Origin of the sequence: Chryseobacterium sp. UNC8MFCol (assembly GCF_000482305.1) — a bacterium.
In the GTDB taxonomy this organism is placed as follows: Bacteria; Bacteroidota; Bacteroidia; order Flavobacteriales; family Weeksellaceae; genus Chryseobacterium; species Chryseobacterium indologenes.
The window spans coordinates 77,608-103,525 of record NZ_AXUZ01000019.1 but is presented as its reverse complement, the minus strand read 5'-3'; the positions used below and the strand labels follow the sequence as shown (position 1 = coordinate 103,525).

31 protein-coding genes are annotated in these 25,918 nt (G+C 37.1%); 7 read left to right on the top strand and 24 right to left on the bottom strand.

What is annotated here, in order from left to right; all coding sequences use genetic code 11:
- Positions 1-29 precede the first annotated feature (29 nt).
- From dtd to M030_RS24980, 4 genes are all read left to right on the top strand, one after another.
- On the top strand, positions 30-479 hold the full coding sequence (gene dtd / locus M030_RS0113565; protein ID WP_027374006.1) for a D-aminoacyl-tRNA deacylase: 450 nt from the start codon (positions 30-32) through the stop codon (positions 477-479).
- A 13-nt stretch (positions 480-492) separates the two neighbouring features.
- Positions 493-1,092 (top strand): hypothetical protein, encoded by a 600-nt coding sequence (locus M030_RS0113560; RefSeq protein ID WP_027374005.1) that lies wholly within the window; start codon positions 493-495, stop codon positions 1,090-1,092.
- A 28-nt stretch (positions 1,093-1,120) separates the two neighbouring features.
- The gene (locus tag M030_RS0113555; RefSeq protein WP_027374004.1) at positions 1,121-2,254 is read left to right on the top strand and encodes a serine hydrolase domain-containing protein; all 1,134 of its coding nucleotides are present in this window, start codon (positions 1,121-1,123) and stop codon (positions 2,252-2,254) included.
- Positions 2,255-2,449: 195 nt separating this feature from the next.
- Positions 2,450-4,105, top strand: coding sequence for a S8 family peptidase (locus M030_RS24980; RefSeq protein ID WP_081806339.1), 1,656 nt, complete (start codon positions 2,450-2,452; stop codon positions 4,103-4,105).
- A gap of 78 nt (positions 4,106-4,183) precedes the next feature.
- Here the strand turns inward: M030_RS24980 and M030_RS0113540 are convergent, their stop codons facing one another.
- The 9 genes from M030_RS0113540 to M030_RS0113500 all read right to left on the bottom strand — a co-directional run bounded on the left by M030_RS0113540 (position 4,184) and on the right by M030_RS0113500 (position 10,239).
- Positions 4,184-4,696: a hypothetical protein gene (locus M030_RS0113540; protein WP_027374003.1), complete on the bottom strand. Its 513-nt coding sequence runs from the start codon at positions 4,694-4,696 to the stop codon at positions 4,184-4,186.
- 58 nt (positions 4,697-4,754) lie between these two features.
- Positions 4,755-5,294, bottom strand: coding sequence for a hypothetical protein (locus tag M030_RS0113535; RefSeq protein ID WP_027374002.1), 540 nt, complete (start codon positions 5,292-5,294; stop codon positions 4,755-4,757).
- Between the two features lie 84 nt (positions 5,295-5,378).
- Positions 5,379-6,056 (bottom strand): DUF1361 domain-containing protein, encoded by a 678-nt coding sequence (locus M030_RS24145; protein ID WP_051585074.1) that lies wholly within the window; start codon positions 6,054-6,056, stop codon positions 5,379-5,381.
- A 6-nt stretch (positions 6,057-6,062) separates the two neighbouring features.
- Positions 6,063-7,433 carry a DUF4173 domain-containing protein gene (locus M030_RS0113525; protein WP_027374001.1) on the bottom strand — a complete coding sequence of 457 codons (1,371 nt, stop codon included), beginning with the start codon at positions 7,431-7,433 and terminating at the stop codon, positions 6,063-6,065.
- Between the two features lie 10 nt (positions 7,434-7,443).
- Positions 7,444-7,761 carry a hypothetical protein gene (locus M030_RS0113520; protein WP_155860253.1) on the bottom strand — a complete coding sequence of 106 codons (318 nt, stop codon included), beginning with the start codon at positions 7,759-7,761 and terminating at the stop codon, positions 7,444-7,446.
- A 7-nt stretch (positions 7,762-7,768) separates the two neighbouring features.
- Positions 7,769-8,254, bottom strand: a complete 486-nt coding sequence (locus tag M030_RS0113515; RefSeq protein WP_027373999.1) for a Coq4 family protein — start codon at positions 8,252-8,254, stop codon at positions 7,769-7,771.
- 100 nt (positions 8,255-8,354) lie between these two features.
- Positions 8,355-8,645 carry a winged helix-turn-helix domain-containing protein gene (locus tag M030_RS0113510; protein WP_027373998.1) on the bottom strand — a complete coding sequence of 97 codons (291 nt, stop codon included), beginning with the start codon at positions 8,643-8,645 and terminating at the stop codon, positions 8,355-8,357.
- A gap of 74 nt (positions 8,646-8,719) precedes the next feature.
- On the bottom strand, positions 8,720-9,337 hold the full coding sequence (locus tag M030_RS0113505) for a membrane protein (protein ID WP_027373997.1): 618 nt from the start codon (positions 9,335-9,337) through the stop codon (positions 8,720-8,722).
- 137 nt (positions 9,338-9,474) lie between these two features.
- Positions 9,475-10,239, bottom strand: a complete 765-nt coding sequence (locus M030_RS0113500; RefSeq protein WP_027373996.1) for an enoyl-CoA hydratase/isomerase family protein — start codon at positions 10,237-10,239, stop codon at positions 9,475-9,477.
- 251 nt (positions 10,240-10,490) lie between these two features.
- On the opposite strand from M030_RS0113500, the gene M030_RS0113495 reads away from it, so the two are divergent.
- Complete coding sequence (locus M030_RS0113495) at positions 10,491-11,042, top strand: phage tail protein (RefSeq protein ID WP_027373995.1); 552 nt, start codon at positions 10,491-10,493, stop codon at positions 11,040-11,042.
- A gap of 34 nt (positions 11,043-11,076) precedes the next feature.
- The gene (locus tag M030_RS24975; protein WP_027373994.1) at positions 11,077-11,898 is read left to right on the top strand and encodes a T9SS type A sorting domain-containing protein; all 822 of its coding nucleotides are present in this window, start codon (positions 11,077-11,079) and stop codon (positions 11,896-11,898) included.
- Between the two features lie 79 nt (positions 11,899-11,977).
- Here the strand turns inward: M030_RS24975 and M030_RS0113485 are convergent, their stop codons facing one another.
- Together M030_RS0113485 and M030_RS24135 are read right to left on the bottom strand one after the other, a co-directional pair.
- Complete coding sequence (locus M030_RS0113485; protein WP_027373993.1) at positions 11,978-12,664, bottom strand: SMUG2 DNA glycosylase family protein; 687 nt, start codon at positions 12,662-12,664, stop codon at positions 11,978-11,980.
- A gap of 9 nt (positions 12,665-12,673) precedes the next feature.
- Positions 12,674-13,447 (bottom strand): DUF4241 domain-containing protein, encoded by a 774-nt coding sequence (locus tag M030_RS24135; RefSeq protein WP_051585072.1) that lies wholly within the window; start codon positions 13,445-13,447, stop codon positions 12,674-12,676.
- 183 nt (positions 13,448-13,630) lie between these two features.
- Here M030_RS24135 and M030_RS0113475 point away from each other — a divergent pair, with 183 nt between their 5' ends.
- Positions 13,631-14,335 carry a CPBP family intramembrane glutamic endopeptidase gene (locus M030_RS0113475; RefSeq protein WP_027373992.1) on the top strand — a complete coding sequence of 235 codons (705 nt, stop codon included), beginning with the start codon at positions 13,631-13,633 and terminating at the stop codon, positions 14,333-14,335.
- A gap of 66 nt (positions 14,336-14,401) precedes the next feature.
- Here the strand turns inward: M030_RS0113475 and paaZ are convergent, their stop codons facing one another.
- The 13 genes from paaZ to paaD form a co-directional block, all read right to left on the bottom strand.
- Complete coding sequence (gene paaZ, locus M030_RS0113470; protein ID WP_027373991.1) at positions 14,402-16,897, bottom strand: phenylacetic acid degradation bifunctional protein PaaZ; 2,496 nt, start codon at positions 16,895-16,897, stop codon at positions 14,402-14,404.
- A gap of 119 nt (positions 16,898-17,016) precedes the next feature.
- A complete protein-coding gene (locus M030_RS0113465) occupies positions 17,017-17,844 on the bottom strand; it encodes an alpha/beta hydrolase (protein WP_027373990.1) in 828 nt (275 codons plus the stop codon).
- Positions 17,845-17,879: 35 nt separating this feature from the next.
- Complete coding sequence (locus M030_RS25555; RefSeq protein WP_123840731.1) at positions 17,880-18,065, bottom strand: hypothetical protein; 186 nt, start codon at positions 18,063-18,065, stop codon at positions 17,880-17,882.
- Between the two features lie 12 nt (positions 18,066-18,077).
- Entirely contained in the window at positions 18,078-18,671 is a 594-nt protein-coding gene (locus tag M030_RS0113460) for a transferase hexapeptide repeat family protein (RefSeq protein WP_027373989.1), read from the bottom strand.
- Between the two features lie 129 nt (positions 18,672-18,800).
- A complete protein-coding gene (gene pcaF / locus M030_RS0113455) occupies positions 18,801-20,006 on the bottom strand; it encodes a 3-oxoadipyl-CoA thiolase (protein WP_027373988.1) in 1,206 nt (401 codons plus the stop codon).
- A gap of 120 nt (positions 20,007-20,126) precedes the next feature.
- A complete protein-coding gene (locus M030_RS26015; protein ID WP_262711227.1) occupies positions 20,127-20,213 on the bottom strand; it encodes a hypothetical protein in 87 nt (28 codons plus the stop codon).
- A gap of 11 nt (positions 20,214-20,224) precedes the next feature.
- Positions 20,225-20,338 carry a hypothetical protein gene (locus M030_RS26010; RefSeq protein WP_262486384.1) on the bottom strand — a complete coding sequence of 38 codons (114 nt, stop codon included), beginning with the start codon at positions 20,336-20,338 and terminating at the stop codon, positions 20,225-20,227.
- 143 nt (positions 20,339-20,481) lie between these two features.
- A complete protein-coding gene (locus M030_RS0113450) occupies positions 20,482-20,895 on the bottom strand; it encodes a PaaI family thioesterase (protein WP_027373987.1) in 414 nt (137 codons plus the stop codon).
- 2 nt (positions 20,896-20,897) lie between these two features.
- Positions 20,898-21,206, bottom strand: coding sequence for a hypothetical protein (locus M030_RS0113445; protein WP_027373986.1), 309 nt, complete (start codon positions 21,204-21,206; stop codon positions 20,898-20,900).
- 6 nt (positions 21,207-21,212) lie between these two features.
- Positions 21,213-22,343, bottom strand: coding sequence for a 3-hydroxyacyl-CoA dehydrogenase NAD-binding domain-containing protein (locus M030_RS0113440; protein ID WP_027373985.1), 1,131 nt, complete (start codon positions 22,341-22,343; stop codon positions 21,213-21,215).
- Between the two features lie 120 nt (positions 22,344-22,463).
- Entirely contained in the window at positions 22,464-23,264 is an 801-nt protein-coding gene (locus M030_RS0113435; RefSeq protein WP_027373984.1) for an enoyl-CoA hydratase/isomerase family protein, read from the bottom strand.
- A gap of 204 nt (positions 23,265-23,468) precedes the next feature.
- The gene (locus tag M030_RS0113430; protein WP_027373983.1) at positions 23,469-25,289 is read right to left on the bottom strand and encodes a hypothetical protein; all 1,821 of its coding nucleotides are present in this window, start codon (positions 25,287-25,289) and stop codon (positions 23,469-23,471) included.
- Positions 25,290-25,396: 107 nt separating this feature from the next.
- Positions 25,397-25,861: a 1,2-phenylacetyl-CoA epoxidase subunit PaaD gene (gene paaD, locus M030_RS0113425; RefSeq protein WP_027373982.1), complete on the bottom strand. Its 465-nt coding sequence runs from the start codon at positions 25,859-25,861 to the stop codon at positions 25,397-25,399.
- Positions 25,862-25,918: the final 57 nt, after the last annotated feature.

The window sequence follows — 25,918 nt, the reverse complement described above, 5'->3', positions numbered from 1 at the left end:
AAAACACAAAATACATAGTACAATTAAAAATGAAGATCGTTATACAAAGAGTTTCGGAAGCTAATGTAAAAGTAGACGGAAAAATCGCAGGAGAAATCGGAAAAGGCTTAATGCTGCTGGTTGGCATTGATGAAAATGATGAAAAAGCAGATGCAGAATGGCTGGTTCAAAAGGTTTTAAATCTCAGGGTCTTTGGCGATGAAGACGGGAAACTGAATCTTTCCGTAAAAGATATTTCAGGAGAAATTCTGTGCATCAGCCAGTTTACCCTGATTGCCGATTATAAAAAGGGAAACCGCCCTTCATTCATCAAAGCGGCAAAACCTGATAAGGCTGTTCCTTTGTTTGATTATTTCAAAGAAGAACTAGCCAAATCAGGACTGAAAACAGCCAGCGGAATCTTCGGGGCAGATATGAAAGTATCCCTCATCAATGACGGTCCTGTAACCATTGTTATGGATTCAATTACCAAAAACTGATCGCAGGATAACAATGAGCAATAAAAATATTCTCCTTCTTTATGCTTTTATCAGCCTGGTCTTCCTTGCTGAAGTTGTTTTATCTTTAAACCAGTATAGCTTTTCCGGATATTACACGGATAAAATCATCAATTGGATGTGGCTCGCAATGACCTTATTGATCATCCTGAGGTTTTGGAGAAAAAAAGTTGTCAAGGCATATTTTGCCGTTCTCATTTTCTCTGTTCTTTTGAGCATGTTACCTATGATGATTCCTTTTTTCGCTTTGGTCAATTACTTTTCAACATTGGATGATTATCAGCAGATACAACTTGACAAGATCTATAGAATTGAAAGAACGCGTCGGAATGTCCTGGATAAACCTAAAGTGTATATCTACAAAAACGAAGGCATTGTGGAAAAAGAAATATATAAAGTGCCCTATTTAGAGATTGTGGAAAAAGTTTTTCAGGATCATTTCACCAATGATATAGCTGGAGAAGCACAGCCCATTCAGAAGGCAAAACTGGTAAGCGTCGATAAAGACAGCCTAGGAATTGAATACGAAATCATGAATAAAAAAAATATCTTTTATCACAAAGATAAAAAAGAGGAATCAGAATCAGAATTATAAAAAACATACAATCACAGCTACAAAAACCATGTTTATTCATTTACAGTTACAGGCAAGACATTGTCTTTTACTCTTTCTCATTACAGCGTTTACTTGTTATGGACAAGACCGTGAACAACTTTTAAAGACAAAGCTTGACTCCGCTTTTTCACAGGTCTTTAATGAAAACAGTCCCGGAGGCAGTATCCTGATTCAACAGGGCAATAAGACACTCTATGAAAATTCATTTGGACTTGCAGACCTTACAACAAAAGAAAAATTCACGAGTAAAACAGTATCTAATGTTGGTTCTATTACAAAAACTTTTGTGTCTTATGGAATTCTGATTCTCCAGAATAAGAAAAAGCTCTCCATAGAAGATCATCTTCTGAAATTCTTCCCGGACTTCAAAAACAGGAAAGCAGTTGCAGATATCAGGCTCCGCCACCTCCTTACCCATACTTCCGGCCTTCCGGATCTCAGACAGGTTGCCAAAGACAGTATATATTATCTTACGGCGAAGGACAAAGAAAATTTTGAGCCATTAAAATCTACCGATTCATTGGAATTTGAGCCCGGAACGAAATCAAATTACTCCAATCCTGCGTATAACGGACTTGCATTGATCATTGAAAAAACAAGCCATCAAAAATGGCAACAATTTATTGCAGAAAATATATTCAGACCTTCAGGGATGCAAAACACAACCATTACTGACGGTAGTTTCCCAGACAAAGGGGTAGCTCACGGATATGTTCTCAGGAATAATATCTATGAGGAATATGATTATGGTGAATGTCCTACTTTTGCAGCTGCCGGAAATGGCGGAGTCTGGAGTTCTGTTGAAGATTTAAAGAAATATATTTCAGCTCTTCAACAATGTAAATTTACAGACTGTCATACTATAAAAGAATCCCAAACCACCTGGAAGCCTGCTAACTGGAAAAGTGATAAAATAGCCGATCATACCGGAATCTGGTTCGTTCATAATGGGTTTTATACGGGAATAAAAACAGAAGAAAAGGTAAAGGTTATCGAACACGCCGGGGATCAGGGAGGTTTTAAATCACATCTTCTTATCATTCCTGAGAAACAGATTTCTATTGTCTGGCTTACCAATAATAATGCGTTTATTACCGGACATATCCGAAGGATATTATTACAGTTAAAATATATCGAATAAAAAATTAAAAATGTCTCCCACATGTTGTGAGACATTTTTTTTGCCCTTTACCGCAACATTTTTTCCGACGGAATTAATATGTAACCAAAAAAACATACAAATCAAAATAATTTCACAAAAACGTGATTTGTTTTAATTTTATTATTATTTTTGACATAAACATAAACTGATCCACAACCATTTAACAAAATTTATATGAAAACAAAAATTCAAATTTTCTCTTTGTTTATGTTCTCCTGTTCTCTCTGTCTTGCACAGAAACCTTCAAACGGAGACTCTTATGCAAAAGCCAATATCTATGTCTGTTTTTCAAAAGGTATTGCTTCAGCAAAAGCTGCATTTGCACAAAACCCTGAGCTGGAAAAATTGGCCAGGGAAAACAGCATGTCATTTACCTATGACCTTGGCTTTACTGATGAAAAACTTTCTGAGATGGCAAGAAACAGTAAGCTCAACGGTTATTCTCCTGAATCTGTCGAAAAACTGAAAAGAATATTCAAAGCTGACCTTCCCCTTCAAAATGAAGAATATGCCCAAAGGCTGGCTCAGGCTCTTGAAAGATTTCCTGAAGTTGAATATGCATCAGTAATGAGCAGTACTCCTGTAGAACCTCCGTTAATCAATGCTTTTGTTGCAACTCCTGATCTGGAAAACCTTCAGACTTACCTGAACGACAACCCCGGAATCAATGCCAAGTATGCCTGGTCGAGAGGGATTACCGGACAAAATATAAGAATCCGTGATGTAGAATACGGTTTTTATAAAACTCACGAAATGCTTGCCAATCAAAACTCAATACAACTGGAACCAGGATATTCTCCAAATTCCGGATTATCAAATAATAATTACCGAGATCACGGTACTGCTGTAGTCAGTATTTTAGGTTCTGTAAAAGATAATATCGGACTTACAGGAGCAGTCTACAATGCTTCTGAAATCAAAGGATATATGGAGTGGACCACTGTAGGCTACAACAGGGCCGCTGCAGTGAGCAGATCCATCAATGCATCCCAGGCCGGCGATATTATCCTGTATGAAATGCAAACCGGCGGTAAAGACGGGCAATATTGCCCTGCAGAATATGACAAAGTAATCTGGGATCTTACAAAGGCGGCTACAGATTCAGGGATAATCATTATTGCAGCAGCAGGTAATGGGAACCAGAACCTGGATGATCCATTCTATGCTTCTTATATGTCAAGAGGAAACAGCGGTGCTATTATCGTGGGAGCTGGTTCACCAAATACCACACATTCAAAACTAAGTTTCAGCACATACGGGAACCGGGTGGATGTACAAGGTTGGGGAAGCAGTGTTCTGGCGGCAGGATATGGTTCCTATGCCAAATATGATAATGATAACAACAGAACATACAATTACTTCAGTGGAACAAGCTCTGCAACTCCTACGGTAGCTTCTGCCGCAGTGCTGATTCAGTCATATTATCGCCAAACCACAGGTCAGTACCTGAGTCCGGCTGCCATGAAGAACCTTTTAATTTCTACAGGAATACCTCAGGGTGGCACTGTTGCCAATCAAAAAATCGGGCCTCTTCCCAATGTAAAAAATGCCATACTCCAATTGGAAGGCAAATCGGCAACGGCTGTTAAAGCTTTACCATCATTGGAAGTAAAAATCTATCCTAATCCGTCCCAAAATGTTATAACCCTTCAAAATGTGGAAAATAAAAAGCTTGATTTTGAAATCATTAATATGCAGGGACGATCTGTCATCAGGGGAACAGCAATGCCGGAAGAAAAAATTGATCTTTCAAGCCTGTTGCCTGGACAATATATTATTACGATCAGTGAAGGGCAACGAAGAGTTGTTGAAAAACTGATAAAGCAATAATACGGTCGATACCATATAAATCGAAAACGTCTTTCAATACTCTGAAAGACGTTTTCTTCATAATAAACTTTATAAAAATTATTGTGCAGGGACACTGTTGAAATTAAGTGCCACTTTGATGTTCATATCTGAACTGGTCTGGTTTTTCAATTCATACACCGTTCTTACCGTAAGTCCCGTACTTTTTACAATCTCATCCAAATATCCGGTGTCATTAAGATCCAGGTTTAAGCTGGATGAATTGGTGGATATATTGGAACGTGATGCAATCAGTCTTTCATTTGTTCCGGCAGACGAAACGTAAATTTTAACGGACTTGAATGCGCTTAAATTTCCTCCAGACGGTGAAGCTACAGAGATTTTTGCCTCTGAGATTCTCACATCTTTGATTTTTGCATTATTATTTCCTCCTACCCATGTCTGAACGTTCGTAGCAGTTGCCGTAGAAGACACTTCTTTATCTGCGGGCACTCCTGTAGAAACTAAAACATTTGTGGTGTATGGAAACGTATTCTGAACCAGCGACTGTACGGTTCCGCAACTTACAAGTACAGCTGAAGCGGCCATTGCTGTTAGAACTATATTTTTCATAATTTAAAATTTAAACTTCAAAGATTAGTTTGCAGAAATTATACCAAATTGGTTTATCTTATTCCACGCTTACCGTAAAACTACCTTTTGTGTTTCCTGATGCCATATTACTTTTCCCTATAATCAGCCATACCTCTCCTTTCCCCGGAGTTTCATGGGTAATATCTCTTCCGAAAGGACCGTCATAATCTCCATTAGGAAGTTTGATCTGATTGAAGCGGATATTAAATTCCTTTTCTTTGGTGGTGATCTTTGCCTTAATGTTGGGTTGATCATAGTTGATCAGTTTTAAAACCAGCTCCTGACCGTCTTTTGTAAATGCTTCTCCCAGTGTAAAGGGAAGTTGGGAAGCATCGGCCGTTCTTACAATCTGGCCTTCTTTTTCGCTTCTCATGACGCCTTTACGCAAAACTTCTTTAGTGGCAGGTGCATTGTTAATAATGGAATCTTTTTTTCTCAATGCAGCAGAATCACTTTTCATGACAGAATCCGGCATTTCTGTTTTAATGGTAGAATCTTTATCCGATACTGCTGTTACAGCCGGTTCTTTTTTACAGGCAACGATCATCAAAGGAATTAACAATAGGCTTTTTTTCATAATAATTAATTTATGGATGTTCCAATTCAACATTCAGTTAAGTCTTTTTACATGCTAAAATTGTTCCAACTGCAGTCAACAGATTCACTTTTCTGCCTCGATTACGGTCTTCTCATTGCTTTCCATTAGTTTAAATGTGAAGTACATACAATTGAGCATAATTCCCATTAAAAAGGTAAGCCCCCATGTTCCGGAATACTCTGTCGGATCGATAAACCGAATAATAATGTCACCGAGTAATCCGGAAGGATCGTTAAAAACATCCCAGCTGTTCCATCTCAAAAACCTTCCCAGATAGACACCAAAACTGCTCATAAAAAGAAAAAGCACTACAATTCCGGTAACCATTCTCTTTTTACCGTTTTCGGAAAGCAGCTTTTCAATATCATGTAAACTTATAAATCCGCATATCAACCCGGTCCATGCATAAGAAAGAATGACAATAAGATCATACCAAACCGGTATTGAATCCCTCATTTTTAAATGAAAAAGATCGGTAAGAATATAGGGTGAATTGGGAAAAAACAAAATCCACACGATAATGATCAACACCAGGGATGTTTTACTTTTGATTTTGAAAGCACCAATGAATGAGCTCAACAAAAAAGGAATCCAGGCGAGGAATAAATTCCAGTTAAGGAAGAAAAAAACTTTGGTTTCACTGACATAATACCTGAATATAGATAGACTGAAACAAAATAAGGTCATGAATACCAGCAGGATATTCATTGTAAACCTTGACGATTTTATTATTTTATTCATCTTATATTATTTAATGGTCTGATAATATATAATCTTTGAAAGAAAGGTTTTTGACCTTTCATTTCTAATCTTATCCAGTATCTGTTTTTTAAGCTTTTGATCATGTTTTTCATCAGCATATTTCAACAGATCCTTTTCGCTAAAATTGATGGAGATAAAATGATAATTGACGGCAAAATCTTTACGTTTCATATTCTGAGAAGTGATAAAACCACCCCAGTTCACATAGCTGCAAACCAGAATTGTCCCATACAGATACCATGTCATTGTATTGAACAGAAAAGCATTTCTTTTTCTCTTTTGAATCTTAATATAGGTCAAAGCAAGTCCCACGAGTGCTAACATTAAAAAAGCAAAAACACCGAGTCTTTTGTAGGTCAATGCATACTGAACCACATATTCATAATTTTTCACTGCCGCTGACAAAACAAGAACAGCATTCAGAAAAATCCAGAATTTGGCTAAAACTTTCATCAATCCGGATTTAGGATCAAAGTTAAAACCGGATTTAAAATAAAACATGATTACGAGAATAGCCATAACGATAGACATAATCACTGCGTTGACTCTCTCATGTGTTTCTTCTGACAGCTGAACCGGTGTTTTTGAAGTTTCGTAGAACTGTTCATAATTATAAGTGATGATAAAAAAGACCAAAAGAATATTGAGCAAAAGGAAAGAAATAACCCCACTCATTCTTTCGGAGTCAAGATCCAGGAAAGAATAGGTGGCTTTCGGAATCAGTGCATCTTTCTTAAAATCATTATCCAGGAAGTGATGATTTTTGTAAATCAATTTTTCTACTGCATAGTTCCAGTAATTAAAAGCGATAAAAAATCCCAATACAGAAAGACAGAAAAGCTGCCATAAATTGATATCCAGTTCATAATCTGTAAAGAGAGCTGCAAAATGGTCACTTCCGGCAGAATAAATTCCAAAGAAAACAGATACAAGAATCAAGGGAATCAGGATAAAAGCTAATGTCTTCTGCCATAATCCGGAAACATTTCTTTTAGGCATCCATTGATCAAAACCGAAAAAGCGGCAAAAAGAGGTACAACAGTTTACAATAAAAACAGGAAGGAGAAACAATATCTTCATCTTCCTGTTCTTTGACCTGTAAGCCAGAAGCAGAAGTGAACTCACCACTGCCAGGAAAGAAGGAAAATCACCATACCAGGCAAAGGCCACAGCGGACAAAATACTGGTTACAAAAAGAATGAGAAATGCCCGGGTTCTGTTTTTTTCCGATGTCCTGAATAAGGTCAGTACCGTATAAACAACAGCAAGGATTCCGAGGTTGAGCCCCGGTTCCTGCTCATAAAACAGGATAACAAAAAGGATGGCTGTGATCAGTATATATTGATGTGTTTTCATAAGAGTAGATTTAAAATGATGAGTTGAAAGAAGAAGTAACGATATGCAGGAATAGATAGAAATAACCGAAAGCAATCGGAATATTAACAAGGAGCAGAAGTACTGAGTTTCCTGAGCTTTTCTTTTCAGAGACATCATTCAGATATTCTAAAAGCTCATGTAAAAGAATCATGAAATTGGCAATAGCAACAATGATAAGGTAATAAAACCCGACAATGGCCAGCCATTCTGCATTCGTCATCCAAAATGCGACCAATAGGAGCGTTCCCAGCCAAAACGAAGTAAGGAAAGTTCTTTTCCCCAACAAGCTGAATTTTATTGTTCCCATAGGTTTATTAATAAAGTACAACGGTATCTTTTTGATGGATGAAGTTTTTCACATGCTCAAAGTTCTGCCACAATAATTCTTCAAAATCCCAATGGTGGAAAGGTCTCATATTTTGGCCTTTCTGAAAAGCCTTGATATAAATTTTCGCATATTCAGGCAAAATGATCGTTCCCAATACAATAGCAGCCAAAAGATGAGCATTCAGTTTACCATTTCCCAGTAAGAGGTACTGCATGGCAATTTCATCTTCAAAATGGGTACTGCAGCCTGTAATGAGATGATGTACATCGTGGTTTTCCATTTTAGGAATCATAGAGAAACCGTGTTTATGGTAAAATTCCCCCAATTTCCTTCCCAGAGAATCTTCCTGAAATTCAAGAAGCTGCTTTTCATTAAACTGCCATTGTCTTTTTTTCTTTTTAAAGTATTTTCTGTATATCTTTTGAGTTTTGTCGTACACAAAAAGCAGAAAGTGAACACGTATTTTTTTCATAGTGTATATATTTTAAGAGATTAATTTTCAGTTTTATTCCTTTATTTTATAAAACAAAGAACTTTGAATTTCAAAGTATTATTTCAAAAAAATATTGAGTTTAGCGTCCCAATAATTTTTCAAGAGCATCCAAATGATCTGTAAAGGCCTGTCTTCCACTTTGGGTAACCCTGTAAGAGGTTTTAGGTTTCTTACCCACAAATTCTTTTTTTACTTCAATATATCCGTTTTTTTCTAATGCATTACTGTGGCTGGCCAGATTACCGTCTGTAATTTCCAGAAGTGCTTTCATTTCGGAAAAGTCAACCCAATCATTAACCATAAGAACGGACATAATCCCCAGTCTTACACGGCTTTCAAATTCTTTGTTGAGTTGATTTATTTTTATCATAATAAGGTAATCGTTGCAGATCTCAGACAGCAGGCTATAGAAACTAGCGACTAAAGAGCTGCAAATTTAGCTTTTTATTTATACTTTTTGTGCATAATCAGTCCATAAACAATATGCAAAACTCCAAATCCCAAGGACCAGAAAACCAATCCCCACCCTAATACGAAGGCAGCCAGCAATCCTAAAATAATCTCACAATATCCCAGATATTTTATATCCGGCAGCGTATATCTCTCCGCAGCCACCAACGCTAATCCGTAAAATACCAATGTTGCGGGAGCAATCCAGACCACTAAATGATGAAAAATAAGCGCTGAACAAAAAATCCCTCCGGCCGCCAACGGAACAGCAAATGTGACAATAAGACGCTTCGTGGTAGCATCCCAGATTTTCAATCCTTTCTTTTTGCTTTTATTGGCCGTAAAAATATATCCGCTAAGAACAGCTACTATTAAAACGGTAAGTCCCGTTACTATTAATTCCTGCACAAGATCGGGATTATACAAGAATTTACGGCCATGAACATAGCTTACCTTTTCTCTTTCCATCGCATAATATGCATATCCCGCCCCGAGAAGAGCAACAACTCCGGCCACAACTCCTGACAAGCCGCTTAAAGAAATAAATCTGGAAGAACGCTCCATCATGGAACGGATATGAGATAAGTCTTCGTGATAGTTTTTGGTATCCATAAAAAGAACTTTGAATTACAAAGTTAAAATTTTATTTGAATGAACAAAACTTTTTTTAAAAAATAATTTCCGGTCTCAACAAAAAAACCATTGAACTTATCAATGGCTGAATATTTTAAAATCCTGAACTCTGTATATTATTTGGCTCTTAATCTTTCTTTAATCGCTCCGATATTTTTCTTTGCAGAATCTTCCAGAATAAGGCTGGCACTCATATGAATTCTTGCCGGCATCAATTCATTGAAATGGTCTGTTCCCTCCCATGAAACTTTTTTAATAAGGGCTAAGGCTTCACTGCTTCTGGAGGCCAGGGTTTGCATAAATTTGTCAAGCTTTTCATCCATTTCCGAAATGGTATCAGATACAGAATGGTAGATATTATGTTGTTCTGCCCAGTCTGCAGATCTGAAATCAGCATCGATGGCCATTGCAGAAAACTGGGACTTTCCAATCTTTCTTTCTACATAAGGGCCGATTACGAAAGGGCCGATTCCCAGATTTATTTCAGTAAGGGCTAAAGCTGAATCTTTTGTTGCAAAACAATAATCTGCCCCACAGGCAATGCCTACTCCACCACCGGTAGTTTTTCCCTGTACTCTTACCACCACAATCTTTCCGCAATTTCTCATAGCATTCAATACTTTGGCAAAACCGCCGAAAAATTTTGTGGAAGCCTCTAATTCTTCGATAGCCAAAAGCTCATCAAAACTGGCTCCTGCACAAAAGGCTTTTTCGCCTTCACTTTTTATCAAAATGGCTTTTACCTCATCTTTTGCCCCCTCTTCTAAAATAGTATGGGCCAGCTTTTCTAAAATGGCTCCCGGAAGAGAATTGCTTTTTGGCGTTCCGAATGTGATTTCGGCAATATTATTTTTAATTTCTGTTGCTACAAATTCGTTCATTTTACTTTTTATTGGATTCTTACAAAAATACTAAATACAGTGCTCTCCGGGAAACTTAAGGACGACAAATTAGTCTTGATTTTCAAATCGGATATTACGTAGAAATACGGAGTGTATAATTTGGTATTTTCTACTCTAGTTCTGTTTTTGTATTCGTTGTTCCTTTGACTCAGTAAATCAAACCAGTTGGCGGACTCCGAAAAGCCGGTGAAACAGAGTAGGAATAGTAAAAAACTGAAAAAACTAGTATTATGGAAGAATATATGGGAATTGTTAAATTATTTGCAGGAAATTTTGCACCCAGAGGATGGATGTTTTGTGACGGAAGCCTCTTAAGTATTGCCCAGAACAGCGCCTTGTTCTCTCTTTTAGGAACAACCTATGGAGGTGATGGAATCACTACTTTTGCCCTTCCTAACCTTAAAGGAAGAATGGCATTGGGAGCCGGGAATGTAAATGCTAATCAATTTTATCCATTGGGTGTTGTGGCAGGAACCACTCAAAATACACTTTTAGCGTCTAACCTTCCAAGTGTAGGGGCCGGGTTTCAACTCAAAGTAGCTAATAAGAATGCCAATTCAGGTACGCCATCGGCAACCACATCTATTGCTATCTCAGGAACACAGGTGGGAAGAGATTTCAATGTTGTCACCAGCTTTGTCAACAATGCCGATCCCGATACAGCTATCAACCCTCAGAGTATTTCGTTTGTCGGGCAAAACCTTCCGGTAAACAATATGCCTCCTTACCTGGGTTTAAACTATATAATCTGCGTTGAGGGTATCTATCCACCAAGAAGCTAGTTTTACATAATAACCAAATTTAAAATATAAAATCATGAAAAGCACTACTTTTTTAACGATCTGTAGTCTGCTCATTTCAATTTTCTCATTCGGGCAGACCAGTACAGAAACTTTTGAAACCGAATCAAACGGAAGCACGAGTTTTACGGATAACGGAGTTATTTTTAATGTCATTTCACATGTCAGTGTGTTTGATATTCAGTCCAATTTCCCGGGAACAGGATGGTCCGGAACAGCAGCGGACAACAGATATATTGATAATTCCAACAACACGGCCTCTCCACCATCATTCAGTGTCAAAACAACTTCTAACTTATTTAAAGTAAACAGATTCTGGATGTATCTTTCAGATCTTACCCTACAGCTCAATGTAGTGGGAAGTTTGACTATCACAGGAAAGCTGAGTGGTGTAACTAAGTTTACACAGACAAAAACAACCGGCTTCGCTACATCCCTGGGAGCTACAAATGGATATACACTGATTGACATGACGAATTTAAATGGTCAGAATTATTCCAATATCGTTATTGATGAATTACAGATAACAGCTAACGGGGGATTCAGATATGTCGGTTTTGATGCCTTTACCTGGGTAAAAGACAGTAATATAGTCCTGGGAACTTCCGAAACAAAGGCCGTAGTAAAAGAGGTAAGTATCTACCCAAACCCAACCACAGGGCCACTATCGATCAGAACAGAGAAAAATTCTGAAGCTCAGATTTATAGCCTGGAAGGAAAACTGCTACAAAGTGTACAGATTAAAAAAGGAGTAAATGATCTGGACATTTCAGACTTACCGAAAGGAGTTTATCTGATAAAAACACCAACAGAATCCAGTAAAATTATTAAGAAATAAAATTTTCACAAGTCACAGTCCCGATAAGATTCTAATACATGAATGGGAATTCCCTTGATCTGAAATGATTGAGGGATTTTTATTTTTTCAGTGCCAGCATATATTTATCAATGTACAATTGCTTTTCTTTTGATTTATATTGCTGTATATATCGGGGATGCTCCAGAACGGTCATTTTATCAAACAATTTTGCCTCTTGATTCAGTTTAGAAATAAAATCCGCATTCTTTTTGCCCAGAATAAAGACTTCGGAAGTATCCAGATTAAGGCTGATGTGTTTCTTCAGTGAATCAATCATAAAACCTTTGACGGACTCAAAGAGCTTTTTGTCATCATAATAATTCGCATTCAGCCATCCGGTTTTTGTTTTTCTTACAATAGCCAAAGGAAAAGGAGAATTGATATAAATGTTTTTGTAAAAATCTTCTGCTCCTCCATAGTCCGCAATCATATCATACATAAACACTGAAGAAACTTCGTGGGTGCGGGCAGACTTCATTTGTATGCCACATACACTTTCCAGTCTTTTGGTGTCGGTAAACGGAACTCCTGTGACGCCGGCGCCATGACGGCTGGGATTGATTCCGATCATAAACTTCCTTTTACTGGAATCATTATAGTACTTATGATAAAACTTTTGCATGACCACCATTGTTTCCGGATTATCCAGATACGGATTCAGGACTTCAAAACCTTCAGGAAGGTCTCCTGTGTACGTGAGGTTTTCATTGAATGCAATGACCTGATCAGCAAAAGTTTTATTCATTGAAGTCAGTTATTTTAAAGGAACATAATCATCTGACAGATCTGAAGCTTCGTCATCTTCATCTTCCTCGTCTTCGTAAGATAATTCTAATTCTATATCGATAAAGTGGATATAGACACCGCATATTCTTTCTTCCTGATCATAGGCAAAGTAAACAGGATATACACCATCTCCCACCCCACTGGCAAAAATAGGAATCTGATATTCTGTATTGGGAACCTTCCAGTTGATCCAGTCTCCAAGATCTCTTTGGTTTTTCGGATTTTCTTTATAGCTTTCTGCAAACAGCCCGGCAAAATAATCATCATAAATATATTCTACATCCAGCTCTTCGATAAACCTATCTACAAAAGGAACAACTTCCGGGTCGGTAATACAAGCTAAACCGGCATCCACATTGAATCCAAAAAACTCTCCTTCATTGGTATCTTCAAGATTTTCAATCCCGATTAATGCTTCTCTGTACATTACCGGCTTTTCCTTGGTAAATTCTACTTTCACCGCAGCATACCGATCTCCCCAGTCTTGCAGTTTTACCACGGCAATGGATACGGGAAAGTTTCCTTTGGGTACTTCGGTGAAATAAGGCTGTTCCTTTTTATTAAGATAAACAAGAGGATCTCTGACAATCACTTTTCCTGAAGGTAAAGAAACATCTCCGATGGCCATCACTTCCATTTTTTGCTCCATAATTTCTTCAGAAGTAAAATACGTTTCAAGATCTACGGGAGATTCAAATTTACCCTTCACTTCTTCCCATTTTTGCATCCAGCTTTCGTTCATTATTTTTATTGTATGATTGAAGTTTAAAGATAGTGTATGAACAGGTAATTTGCAAAGGTTTTTGTGTTTAAGACTTCATGTGAATGATCGTTACTTTTCCCCACATTCATCTTTTTTGTAAATTAGCTTACAATGAAAAGATGAATAATGAGGATGATTCATTCATTAAAAACGATTAACCTCATGATTGGAATTATAGTAGAGCTATTCTTTTCCTGGCTCATCCTTCGTTTTACGCTTAAAAAAGATCTTTCTGTTTTAGGATTTCATAGTACTAAAAGCAGGCAGCTTCATTTTTGGTTTGGCTTTCTGATGGCTGCAGCTATTTATATTATCTACCAACTAATGTCTACACTTTTTGCTAATAATTACTGGGTGATCAGGAAACCAATCACAGGGTTTCAGGTATTGGCGGGTATCTGGTGGACGATCAAATCTGTGCTGTTTGAAGAATTACTCTTCCGGGGTGCCCTGCTTTATCTGGTCATGGAAAAATGGGGAGTAAAAAAAGCCTGTTTTCTCTCTGCGTTTTGTTTCGGAATCTACCATTGGTTTTCTTTCAGTGCTTTTGGAAATCCTCTTCAGATGGCCATTATATTCTTTATGACCGCTATTTTTGGTTTCATGCTTGCCTATTCTTTTGCACAGACCAGGTCTTTATATCTTCCGATCGGATTACATCTGGGATGGAATCTCATGGATATTGTCCTTTTTTCCGGTGGCCCGTTACAACAGAACATTTTTGTAAAAGCCAACAGTAATCACCTTGAAGGCATCTTATCATTATTCGTCTTTCTGTTTCAGATTTTCGCGCTTCCTGTTCTTGTGTATTATTATCTACGTTTTGCTAAAGGGAAACATCATTCTCCCCAAGGTTTAAAATCTTGACATGATATCGAAAAAGTCCCTTTCAGTAAAACTGGAAGGGACGTTAAATTTAAGTTGTATTTTGAATTAAATCAAACCAAACTGCTCGAAGTGATGCGTAAAATGTTTCTTATGCATCAGCTCCCACATTTCTTTATTTAATTTTCCGAACACATAGTTCATATGTTCTGCCTGAGGATTTTCTCTGTAATAAATCACAAAACGTTTCAGATTATCCAAAAATGATTGTTTTGCCGCCTCCAGATTTTTATGTGCTGGTTCAGGAAGTGAGCCATCTTCAGGCAGGAACGGAGCGGTAAATTCTTTTGGCATTTTTCTGTGATTGTACAGGGAGTCCTGCCATTTTTCAAGATGTTCTTCAGGAGTGAAACATTTTTCTGCTTCAGGTTCTCCTAAACTTACCAGTAATGCCTGATCAAGATGTTCAATCATTTGCTGTGGTGACATTTTCCCCCATTGGGAAGGTGTATTTTCTGTCAGTCCGCTTAGTATTTTCTGAACATTTTTCACATTCAGATCAATGAAAGGAGATTGTTTTGCTACCAGTGTTAAAATTGTTGCTACACAAACGACCTCATCTCTTTGGTTAATTACTTCAACAAGCCATTTAACCACACCTGACGGGATGTTTCTTCCTTTTACGCCTCTGTTGATTTTTTCTTTTGCTGTTAAATAGACGGTGATGGTATCTCCGGCATATACAGGCTTGAAGAAACTGCATTCTTCCAGTCCGTAATTGGCAATAACAGGTCCCTTTTTACCTGAAACAAATAATCCTGCAGCTGCTGAAAGGATAAAATATCCGTGAGCTACCGTTTTATCAAAGATTGTACCTGTCAGACTCGTTGCATCTGTATGTGCATAGAAGTGGTCCCATGATACGTTGGAGAAGTTTACAATATCAGCGTCTGTTACAGTTCTTCCTGCTGTTTCCAATGAATCTCCTACTTCAACTTCTTCAAAGTATTTCTGGAAAGGATGTTTGTCTGAGAATTTCTTTTCTGCTCCCTGCTGATAAATTTTAGTGATGGCTTTCAAAACATCAGGAGAACCCTGAATTGCTGTTTTCTGTAAGAAGAAATGAAGACCGCTCAGACCGCCCATTTCTTCACCTCCGCCGGCTCTACCCGGTCCTCCGTGCATTAATGTCGGAAGTGGTGAACCGTGGCCGGTACTTTCTTTTGCATTGTCTCTGTTCAGAACAAAGATTCTTCCGTGTTGTGAAGCCATTTTCCATGAAGTCTCAGCAACGAAGTTTTCATCGTGAGAAATGATGGACCCTACCAAACTTCCTTTTCCTCTTTTTGCCAGCGCTGCCGCTTCTTCTGCATCTTTATAAGGCATTAACGTAGATACCGGCCCGAAAGCTTCTACATCATGAGAGATATTTTTTTCGAAAGGCTTATCGTTCAGGAATAGTTTAGGACTCATAAATGCTCCTTTTTCATAGTCGGCATCTACCAGTTCGTGTTTTCCGTCATAGATAAGCTCTGTTTCTGCTTTCAGCATATTTACTTTTCTCAGAACCTCTTCGTATTGTTGTTTTCCAACCAAGGAACCCATTTTTGTTTCTCTGCTTAACGGGTTTCCGATTTTTGTCTGATCTAAGGCTTTAGATAAAGAATTCTGTACATCACCAATTAGGTGTTCAGGAACAATAATCCTTCTGATGGCAGTACATTTCTGGCCTGCCTTGGTGGTCATTTCGTTACGAACTTCTTTGATGAATAAATCGAATTCCGGAGTTCCCGGTTTTGCTTCCAATCCAAGGATAGAACAGTTCAGAGAATCTGCCTCCATATTGAAGCGAACAGCATTTCCGGCAACAGAAGGAAGAGACTTTAATTTTCTGCCTGTTTGGGCAGAGCCTGTAAATAAAACAGAGTCTCCATCCTGAACATAATCAAGAATATTTCCGGGTTCTCCACAAACCAACTGAATCGCTCCATCAGGTAATACTCCACTTTCAATCATATCCTGAAATACTGCATTGGTGAGATATGATCCGAATGGAGATGGTTTTACAATTGACGGTACTCCTGCCAACAATGATGTGGATAACTTTTCCAACATTCCCCAAACAGGAAAATTGTAGGCATTAATCTGTACAGATACTCCTTCACTAGGCGTTAAAATATGAGTTCCCAGGAAAGTTCCGTTGGCAGAAATTTTCTGTGTATCTCCATCTACCCAGAACGGAGTATTGGGAAGCATTCTTTTTGCCAGTCCCGAATAGGTAAAGAAAGTTCCGAAACCTCCTTCGATATCTACCCATGAATCGACATGAGTTGCTCCTGTTTTATATGATAATTCGTAATATTTTTTCTTTCTTTCTAAAAGGTAAAGCGCCACTTTTTTCAACATCTCTCCACGGTCGTAGAAAGTCATTGATGAAAGGTTTTTATATCCTACTGTTCTTCCGTAGTCGAGTGCCTGCCCAAAATTGAGCCCTTCTGTATCTGAAACAGCAACCTGTTCTCCTGTAACAGCGTTGTACAAAGGGATTCCGTTTCCGTTACCTTCTACCCATTGCCCGTAGATATAGTTTTTTAATTTTTCCATATAATATTAATTTAACAATGCATCAATCTAACAGTCTATCTATACTGAGGTTCTGTGTTTTACTCAGATCAAAATGGATTGTTACATTTTTTACACTGGTATATAGTTAGATTTATTACTTATTTTGGTTCCTGATAGGGAAACTTTTTCACCAATCCTTCATACAAGCTTCTGTGAAGAATCGTTGCATGATTGTCTGCTTCCATCATTTTATATTCTACTGTCCAGTTTTTCTTATTTGATTTCTTCAGGACATCATACCATTCTTCAGCATCTTTTACCATTACCGGATGTTCTCCTTTTCCTACAGAAACATACACAAACTTTTTGGTGTCGTGAGATTTGGACAATAATGTTCCGGCTTGCTTTAGCAGGCTTTCATCATCCCACCATAAGCTTGGACTGATGATAAAGTAGTTGTCAAACATTTCCGGTTTTTTCAAAAGGATCTCTGTTGTCACAAGCCCTCCTAAAGACTGACCGAAAATATATTTCTCTGTAGTTTTAAACTGGCTCTCAATATAAGGTTTCAATTCTTTTTCCAGAAAAGCAATAAACTTATCAGAATGACCCGCTGTAGGAAAATCTTTCTGCAAGTCTTTTAAATCGGTATGAAATGTAAAATCTCTTTTCCTGTCTACATTGGCAATTCCTACCACGATTGTTTCCGGCATAGAATACATTTCATTAAAGAACTGTACTAATCCTGAAACATGAATAAAGTCCTCGTTGATGCTTCCATCTAAAAGATAAATGACCGGATATGATTTTGTTTTGTCAAATCCCTGAGGCAGATAGATATTTAAAGTTCTGTCTTCATGTAAGGTTTTAGATTTAAATGTTCTCACCTCTCCTATTGTAAGCGGTTTTACTGTTGCAGTTTGTCCCGACATCATAGCATTCGCAGCCCATAGAATACTGCAAAAAATCAAAGCTTTTTTAATCATGTTTAATTCTGTTTCAATTTGTTGATCATAATTAATTAGTCTACATCCAAAAAATCATATTCCATATGAGATTGATGATAGGCAACAAAGATATCTAAAGTATCAAAATAGCGCATGATCTCTGACCTGCAAATTTTGCTTGGCTTATTCACATTCAGATATGAACTATATTGGTTATAAGCTTTTGCGTAAGCATTCAATAAATCACTAAACCCCTTCATTAATAATCCTATTTACTTTACATCGTCCCAGATACTGTAATCCACAATCTTTGTAGGAGTCTGCTGAACATATCCGGTGAATGGCTCACAAGGCAAAATGGCTTCTTTTCCCTCTCTTGCCAATTCCTGATAGAGTTTGGTTCCTTCTGTTTTCCAACGGATCATCTCATCGGAAACATCACGGATAATTTTCGCCGGGCTTCCCACGATTAATTTTCGGGGTTCACATCTGAAGTTTGCCGGAACAAAAGCCAGGGCACCGACAATACTTTCATCTCCGATATAAGCTTTATCCATCACAACGGAATTCATACCGATCAGACAATTCTTTCCAATGTGTCCTGAATGGATAATTGCTCCGTGTCCAATATGCGCTGATTCTTCTAAAATCGTTTCTATATTCGGGAAAACATGAAGCGTACAGTTCTCCTGAACATTGGCTCCGTCTTTAATAATAATTTTTCCCCAATCACCTCGGATGACAGCATTGGGGCCGATATAGACTTCTTCACCAATTTCCACATTGCCAATAATCACTGCCTGTGGATGAATATAGGCAGAAGGTTTTATAATGGGACGGATTCCGTGATATGAGTAGATGTTCATAGAATTTTTAATAAAATTTAATTTAACAATGTATCAGTGTAACAGTTTACCAATAAGATGTTTCGACAAGCTCAGCATGACAGTGTGATTGTTACACTGGTACATTATTATATTGTTATATTGAAAAAGTTATACTTTTTCGATCACCATTGCATAGCCTTGTCCGACACCGATACAAAGGGTACACAATGCATATTTTTTATTTTGTTTCTGAAGTTCCATAGCTGCAGAACCGATGATTCTTGCTCCCGAAACTCCCAGCGGGTGTCCAATAGCAATAGCCCCACCGTTAGGATTTATTCTTGCGTCATCATCCTGTAATCCCAGACTTCTGGTGACTGCTAAAGCCTGAGCAGCAAAAGCTTCATTTAATTCAATAATGTCCATATCTCCTAAGGAAAGATGTAATCTTTTCAAGAGCTTTTGAGTGGCTTCTACGGGACCTATTCCCATAATTCTGGGTTCTACACCAGCTACGGAAGATCCCAGAATCTTCGCTTTTGGTTTTAATCCGTATTTTTTTACGGCTTCTTCACTGGCCAGAATCAAAGCAGCAGCTCCGTCATTCATTCCAGAAGCGTTTCCGGCAGTTACAGTTCCTTCTTTTCTGAATGCAGGACGAAGTTTTGCCAGTCCTTCCATAGAAGATGTTGGTTTAATAAACTCATCCTTTTCAAAAACAACAGGATCACCTTTTCTTTGAGGAATTTCAACTTTTACAATTTCTTCCGCCAGTCTTCCGCTTTCCTGGGCTTTTGTTGCTTTTTGCTGTGACCAAAGAGCAAATTTATCCTGATCTTCTCTATTGATCTGGTGCATATCGGCAAGGTTCTCTGCTGTTTCACCCATTCCGTCAACACCGTACATTTCTTTCATTTTCGGATTCACAAAACGCCATCCGAAAGTTGTATCATACATCTGACTGTCTCTTCCGAAAGCGGCACTAGGTTTTGACATTACATAAGGGGAACGTGTCATATGCTCTACACCACCAGCAATGTAAATCTCCCCTTCTCCTGCTGCAATGGAGCGGAACGCATTTGCTACGGCGGACATCCCTGAAGCACAAAGTCTGTTGACTGTTTCGCCACCTATTTTATAAGGAAGACCAGCCAATAAGAGCCCCATTCTTGCTACATTTCTATTATCTTCTCCCGCTTGGTTGGCACATCCGAAGATGACATCCTCAATTTCCTCTACTGGAACTTCCGGGTTTCTAGCGACTACTTCTTTGATAACTATTGCAGCTAAATCATCTGCTCTTACTTCTGATAGACCTCCCTGTAGTTTTGAGATGGGAGTTCTGACATAGTCTATGATGTATACGTTGTTCATAATTATTTTAATATAACAATTTAGCAGTGTAACAATGTAACAATACTAGATTGATCGATTTTTATTTAAACTTGTACTTAATATTTTATATATTATCTGTCCAATCTTTGTAATTTGAACTTATAATTTTTCTTCAAAAGGATAAGTTATAGAGTTCTTACACAGATATAGCCCATATTTGGTTTCTTCCAATTCTTTAGCTGCAATTTTAATTTTATTTACAAAATCATTCTTACTGTGAGGGTTTTATGCCTCAAAGCATTTGCACCTATACTTGTTCCGGAACGTAATAGTTGTTTTGCAATAACAAATTTTCTTTTTTCTTCTAACAATTCACAGAATTCAATTATATCTAAAGAAAATTAAACAGTTTTCTCAATTAATGGATTATTTTCGAAACTTATCATTTGTGTCAGAAATTAATTTTCTTTTTATTATTGGTACATTGTTATACCGGAATATTATTACATTGAACTTATAGTTCGGTTACTTTTTTTCCGATTTTATAAACTGTCCCTACAAATTTGGCAATCAGTTCATTGTTTTGATTGGTAATTTTAATATCGTAGACCGCTGTTTTTCTGGTATCATTCACCAGAGTACTTTCTGCTCTGAAAAGATCACCTTCTTTTCCTGCTTTTGTAAAATTGATGATACAGTTAAGTGCTACAGCAGCATCTCCGGTATTGTTTGAGGAGAATGCCAGTGCAGAATCCGCAAAGGCAAAAGTTACGCCTCCGTGAACTGTTTTAAGTCCATTAAGCATTTCCTTTTTAATAGGCATTTCTATTAAACAATAATTTTCTTTAACTTCAATCATCCTGATATTCATCCATTGGGAAAATTCATCCTGATTGAACATATAATCTGCAACTTGTCTCGGATTCATTTCTATACTTTTATTATTTCTTCATAGAGTTGGTCAGATAACCTGTCATAAATACTCATGGTTTTACCCAGAATGATTTGTTGATATGAAAGGTCTTCAGCATTAGATGAGTTATCAGTTTCATAAGAAGCTTTTAAATCAATTCCATGTTCATTTGCCAACCTATTGATCAGCTCCCTGTATTTGTCATTAAACTTCCCAAGTAATCCGAGTCTTTCCTCATCATTCACAGAAGAAGCTTCCTGAATTAAGTATTCTTTTTCTATTAAAAGCCTTGTTTCCAGCTCCGCTCTGAGTTCCTCTATATTCATCTGTAATTATAGTTTTCTCAGCAAAGGACTTTGTCTGTACCTTTCTTCCTGATATTCGTTGTAAAGGTTCTGCAGGGTCTCTGAAACTTTTGAATATCCTAATTCTTTTCCCCAGCTTAATAATCCTTTCGGATAGTTTACCCCTTTCTGCATTGCCAATTCGATATCTCCGTCATTGGCCACACCGAGTCTTTTGGCCTCTACAGCCTCATTAATCAACATGGAAATGATTCTTAAATAGATTTGCTGATACAAAGCTTCATCTTTTTGGGCAACCGGTTTTTCAGCTCCTTCATTGTAATCATAGAACCCTTTTCCTGTCTTTCTGCCATGAAGCTTGGCTTCTGACATTCTTTGCTGAAGTAAAGAAGGTTTGTACTTAGGATCGTAGAAATAGTCTTTATAAACCGTTGTTGTTACGGCAAAATTCACATCTACCCCGATGAGATCCATTAATTCAAAAGGTCCCATTTTAAAGTTTCCTAAGGTTTTCATTGCCTCATCCACCTGCTCAGGTGTTGCGATATTTTCTTCAACGATTCTGAGCCCTTCTCCATAATACGGACGTGCAATTCTGTTCACAATAAATCCGGGAATATCTTTGGCGATAACCGGTGTTTTTCCCCATTCTTTCATGAGGTTGTATATTTTTTCTGCTAAAGTTTTTTCTGTTAATAAAGATGGAATAACTTCCACTAAAGGCATCAACGGAGCCGGATTGAAAAAGTGAATTCCGATGAAACGCTCCGGTTTCTTTAGTTCTGCACCAAGAGAGGTGATGGAAATGGATGAAGTATTGGAACCGATCACACAATCTTCTGAAACATAGTTCTCAAGCTCAGTGAAAACTTTGGTCTTGATGTCTTTGTTCTCGATAATCGCTTCGATGACTAAATCAGAATCTTTTAAATCCTGTAAGGCCTCTCCTTTTGTGATATTATTTCTGATTTCAGAGGCTTTATCTTCAGTAATTTTACCTTTCTCTGCAAGTTTCTGAAGGGTTTTCTCTAAACCTGAAAGTGCTTTATCAATTTGTGGAGCATTAGCGTCAAATACGACAACTTTGCATCCTGCAGTTGCAGCTACCTGGGCAATTCCGATTCCCATGGTTCCTGCACCAATAATTCCAATATTCATAGTTAAAAAAATAATGTAACAGTGTATCAGTTTACCAATGTAACAATTTTGTCAAAAATTGATTCTTGAAACAACATCTCTATTGGTAAACCGTTACACTGATAAATTGTTATATTAATATTATTTTCCTTTATAATCAGGTTTTCTTTTCTGTAAAAAGGCATTTACACCTTCGATGAAGTCTTCTGTCTCTGCTGCCTCCTGCTGCAAATCGCCTTCAAGCTCCAACTGCTCTTTTAAAGTATTGGTGTATGAATTTGCGAAAGCTTTTTTGGTAAGCTTAATCGCTGCTGTCGGCATATTGGCCATTCTTTCCAGAATTTCCATTGACTTCGTTGTGAATTCTTCTTCACTGAATACTTCAGCTACAAGTCCGTAAGATTTAGATTCCTCTGCAGATAGTTTCTTACCTGTAAAGGCTAAATAATTGGCTAATTGTCTACCTAAAAGTTTCGGTAAAAAATATGTACCTCCGGTATCCGGAATCAATCCGATATTTGAAAATGCCTGTGAAAAATAAGCTTTATTATTTGCCAACACGAAATCACAAATCAACGCCAGCATTGCACCGGCTCCTACTGCGGGACCATTTACCAAAGCAATAACAGGTTTTTTGCAACGGGTAACTTCCATTACCAATGGATTATAATAGTCTACCACAATTTTTCTGATGATATCCTGATCGTGGTGTTCTTTACCTACGGCGAAAGCTTCTTCAAGATTTTGACCGGAACAGAAAGCCCTTCCTCTTCCGGAGATGGCCACACATCTTACGGTTTCGTCTTCGCTACATTCTTTCACGAAGTCTTTTAAATCCGACAAAGCCGGTTTTGTAAGAGCGTTCATCGTTTCAGGCTGATTCAGGTAAGCGATTTTAAGCTTCCCGTCAAAATGTGTTTCAATATCGAGTTGTGTGTACATAATAGTTTTGTAATTTTATTTAACAATGCACTAATTTAATAATATAAATCAATGTAACAGTCTACGAATTTAATAATGTAGCAATGCCATCGTTATGTTCTGCATAGTCCTGCGTTCCATTCACAAACTGTTACATTATTTCATTAGTATATTTATTATTGTAAAGTTTAAGCATTTATGATAAAAGCCTTATTTCAATCAATATTATATAGGATTGTTATTATAATAATTATTAAGATTAATATTAGCTCCTGGATCTTCCAAAATGGGTAATACACTACATTTAAACAAAATATTATCTTTGGCAATTGTATTTTTACATCTCAGATAAAGTCCGCTTTTAACATTACTAATTTCATTACCTGATACTGTAACTCTTCCATCCAATGAAGTTCCGTAAGGAATAACAGATGTTGTAATATCGACGACTACACCGAAATTACTCCCATTTCCATAAATTAAGTTATTAGAAATAACAAATCGTTTAGTAAGCTCATGTACTCTTTCAACTTCTGCTTCTGTTGGGGTGTAACTTTTTATTGATATTCCCACAAAAGAGTCGCCTTGAATAGCAGATTTAAAATTGTTATTACTAATTAACGCATTTCCCAATTCAGAAGTAAGTCTTGGACTTGTCGTTGTACTGTTATCTGGATTAGTTATAATTGTGGTTGAATAAGCTGCATACTCTATTCCTACAGCATGTACATTAGCAGCACAGTTATTTGATATATTTATATTATTTATATTTCCTCCAATAGTAACTGCTGTTCTCACATTGTTAAAGCTATTGTTTTGTATATTGATATTATCAACTTTAATCTCATCTTCATGCGACTGAACTAAAATCCCATAAGTTCTTTCATCAGATGTTTCTATGATATTATTAATAATTGAGATATTTTTAAATTCTTTAGGAAGACCAATTGTTATCCTAGATGAAGAATTAATAACTCCACTATCATCGGCAATTAGCTGATGAATATAATTGTCCGAAATAATACCATTTTTCTTAGTCCCATCGAACCTTATGGCTCCCCAAGTTGTATTTCTAAATATGTTGCTATTGATAATAAAATTGTTTATATTATCATAAAAATCGATCGCATATAATCTATGATGTCCTGTATTATCTCTTCCACAATATTCAAAATAATTGTTTTTAATTAAAACTGATCCAAAATATCCACAATCAAAAGCAAATATGCCACACGGAGCTTTAGATGGATCATGATGTTTAGCGTTTTTAAAAACATTATTTTCAACAAAAAAGTTTGCATTATGGGATTGTGTAAGTCCTAAATGCTCCATTCTGTACATTTGCTGCTGTACATCACTTTCAAAAAAATTGTTACAAATTTTTATTTCGCCATTACAATCATAAAACTGCACAGCTCTGGTATACAAGTCATAAAAGCGACAATCAATAATTTCTATATTTGTAGAACTAAGTACATATATACCTCCATTGAAATCTCTTAATATTTCACTTTGCGCATTGTTCCAATCACCTTCAGTATAAACCCGCAAATTTCTTTTATTGAGGTCAAATATTATCCCTTCAATAATGAAGTTGTTGCAACCTGAGAAATGTAAGAAGTATGAACTGAAACGTTGCTTACTATTTGACTTAATGATGGTACGTTGTTTGTCTCCCAAAAGCCTAAAACATGAAAGCTCCTCAAACTCCAATTGCTTATTTACAATATATTCTCTTGCATCAAATCTCAGAGTTGCTCCTAAATAAGATGCTGTTTTAATCGCCTGAGTGATCATAGCTTCATCATTATCATTCAGCGGATCTGTGTAACGACATCTATACCATTCAATATTGATGGTATTTTCTGTGTAAATCGCTTTATAATAGTTTCCGTTTCTTTCAAGAAGAACTACTCCGTCTACATGGCCGGCATGTACGGGATCTATCTTCTGATAATAGATCAGTTCTCCTGTATTGTGAAATGGTTCACTAAAATCTGCGCTATTACAAATTAAAGGAAATGTTGGTTTGTTACAATTTGTCATAATTAAATTTTTTGCGTTGATTATTTTTTTCTTATCTGTACCTCAGTCCTGATGATACTAAAGCAAAAATAAAATCCATCAACGCCAAAACTCGTCGTATCATTTTCTTAATGACATTTAAAATAATCAAACGGTTCCAGGCAGTCTAAGCACTGATATGAGGCTTTGCACAGGGTAGATCCGAATCTGCTGATCTGTTTTGAATTCATAGAACCACAGCGTGGACACTTTTTCGGTTTTCCGATATGATGTTCATCGGCTCCTTTTTCTGGAGGGGTGATTCCGAAAGCACGAAGTTTCTCTCTCGCTTCATCTGTCAACCAGTCTGTTGTCCAGATCGGAAACATTTTGGTCACTACTTTTGCATCCCAACCATTTTCCTTCATCATTTTGATAATATCCTCTTCGATGGTAAACATTGCAGGACACGCAGAATAAGTAGGCGTAATGGTCACTTCACAAGTATTCTCACCAGTGATTTGTGCATCTCTCACGATTCCCAATTCCACGATATCAATGACCGGAATTTCCGGATCGGGAATGGTTTTTAATAAGTGTAATAAGTTGTTCATTATTCATTTGAGAATTGGATCATTCGAAAACTTAAAAATGAAATGCAGGTGTCATTT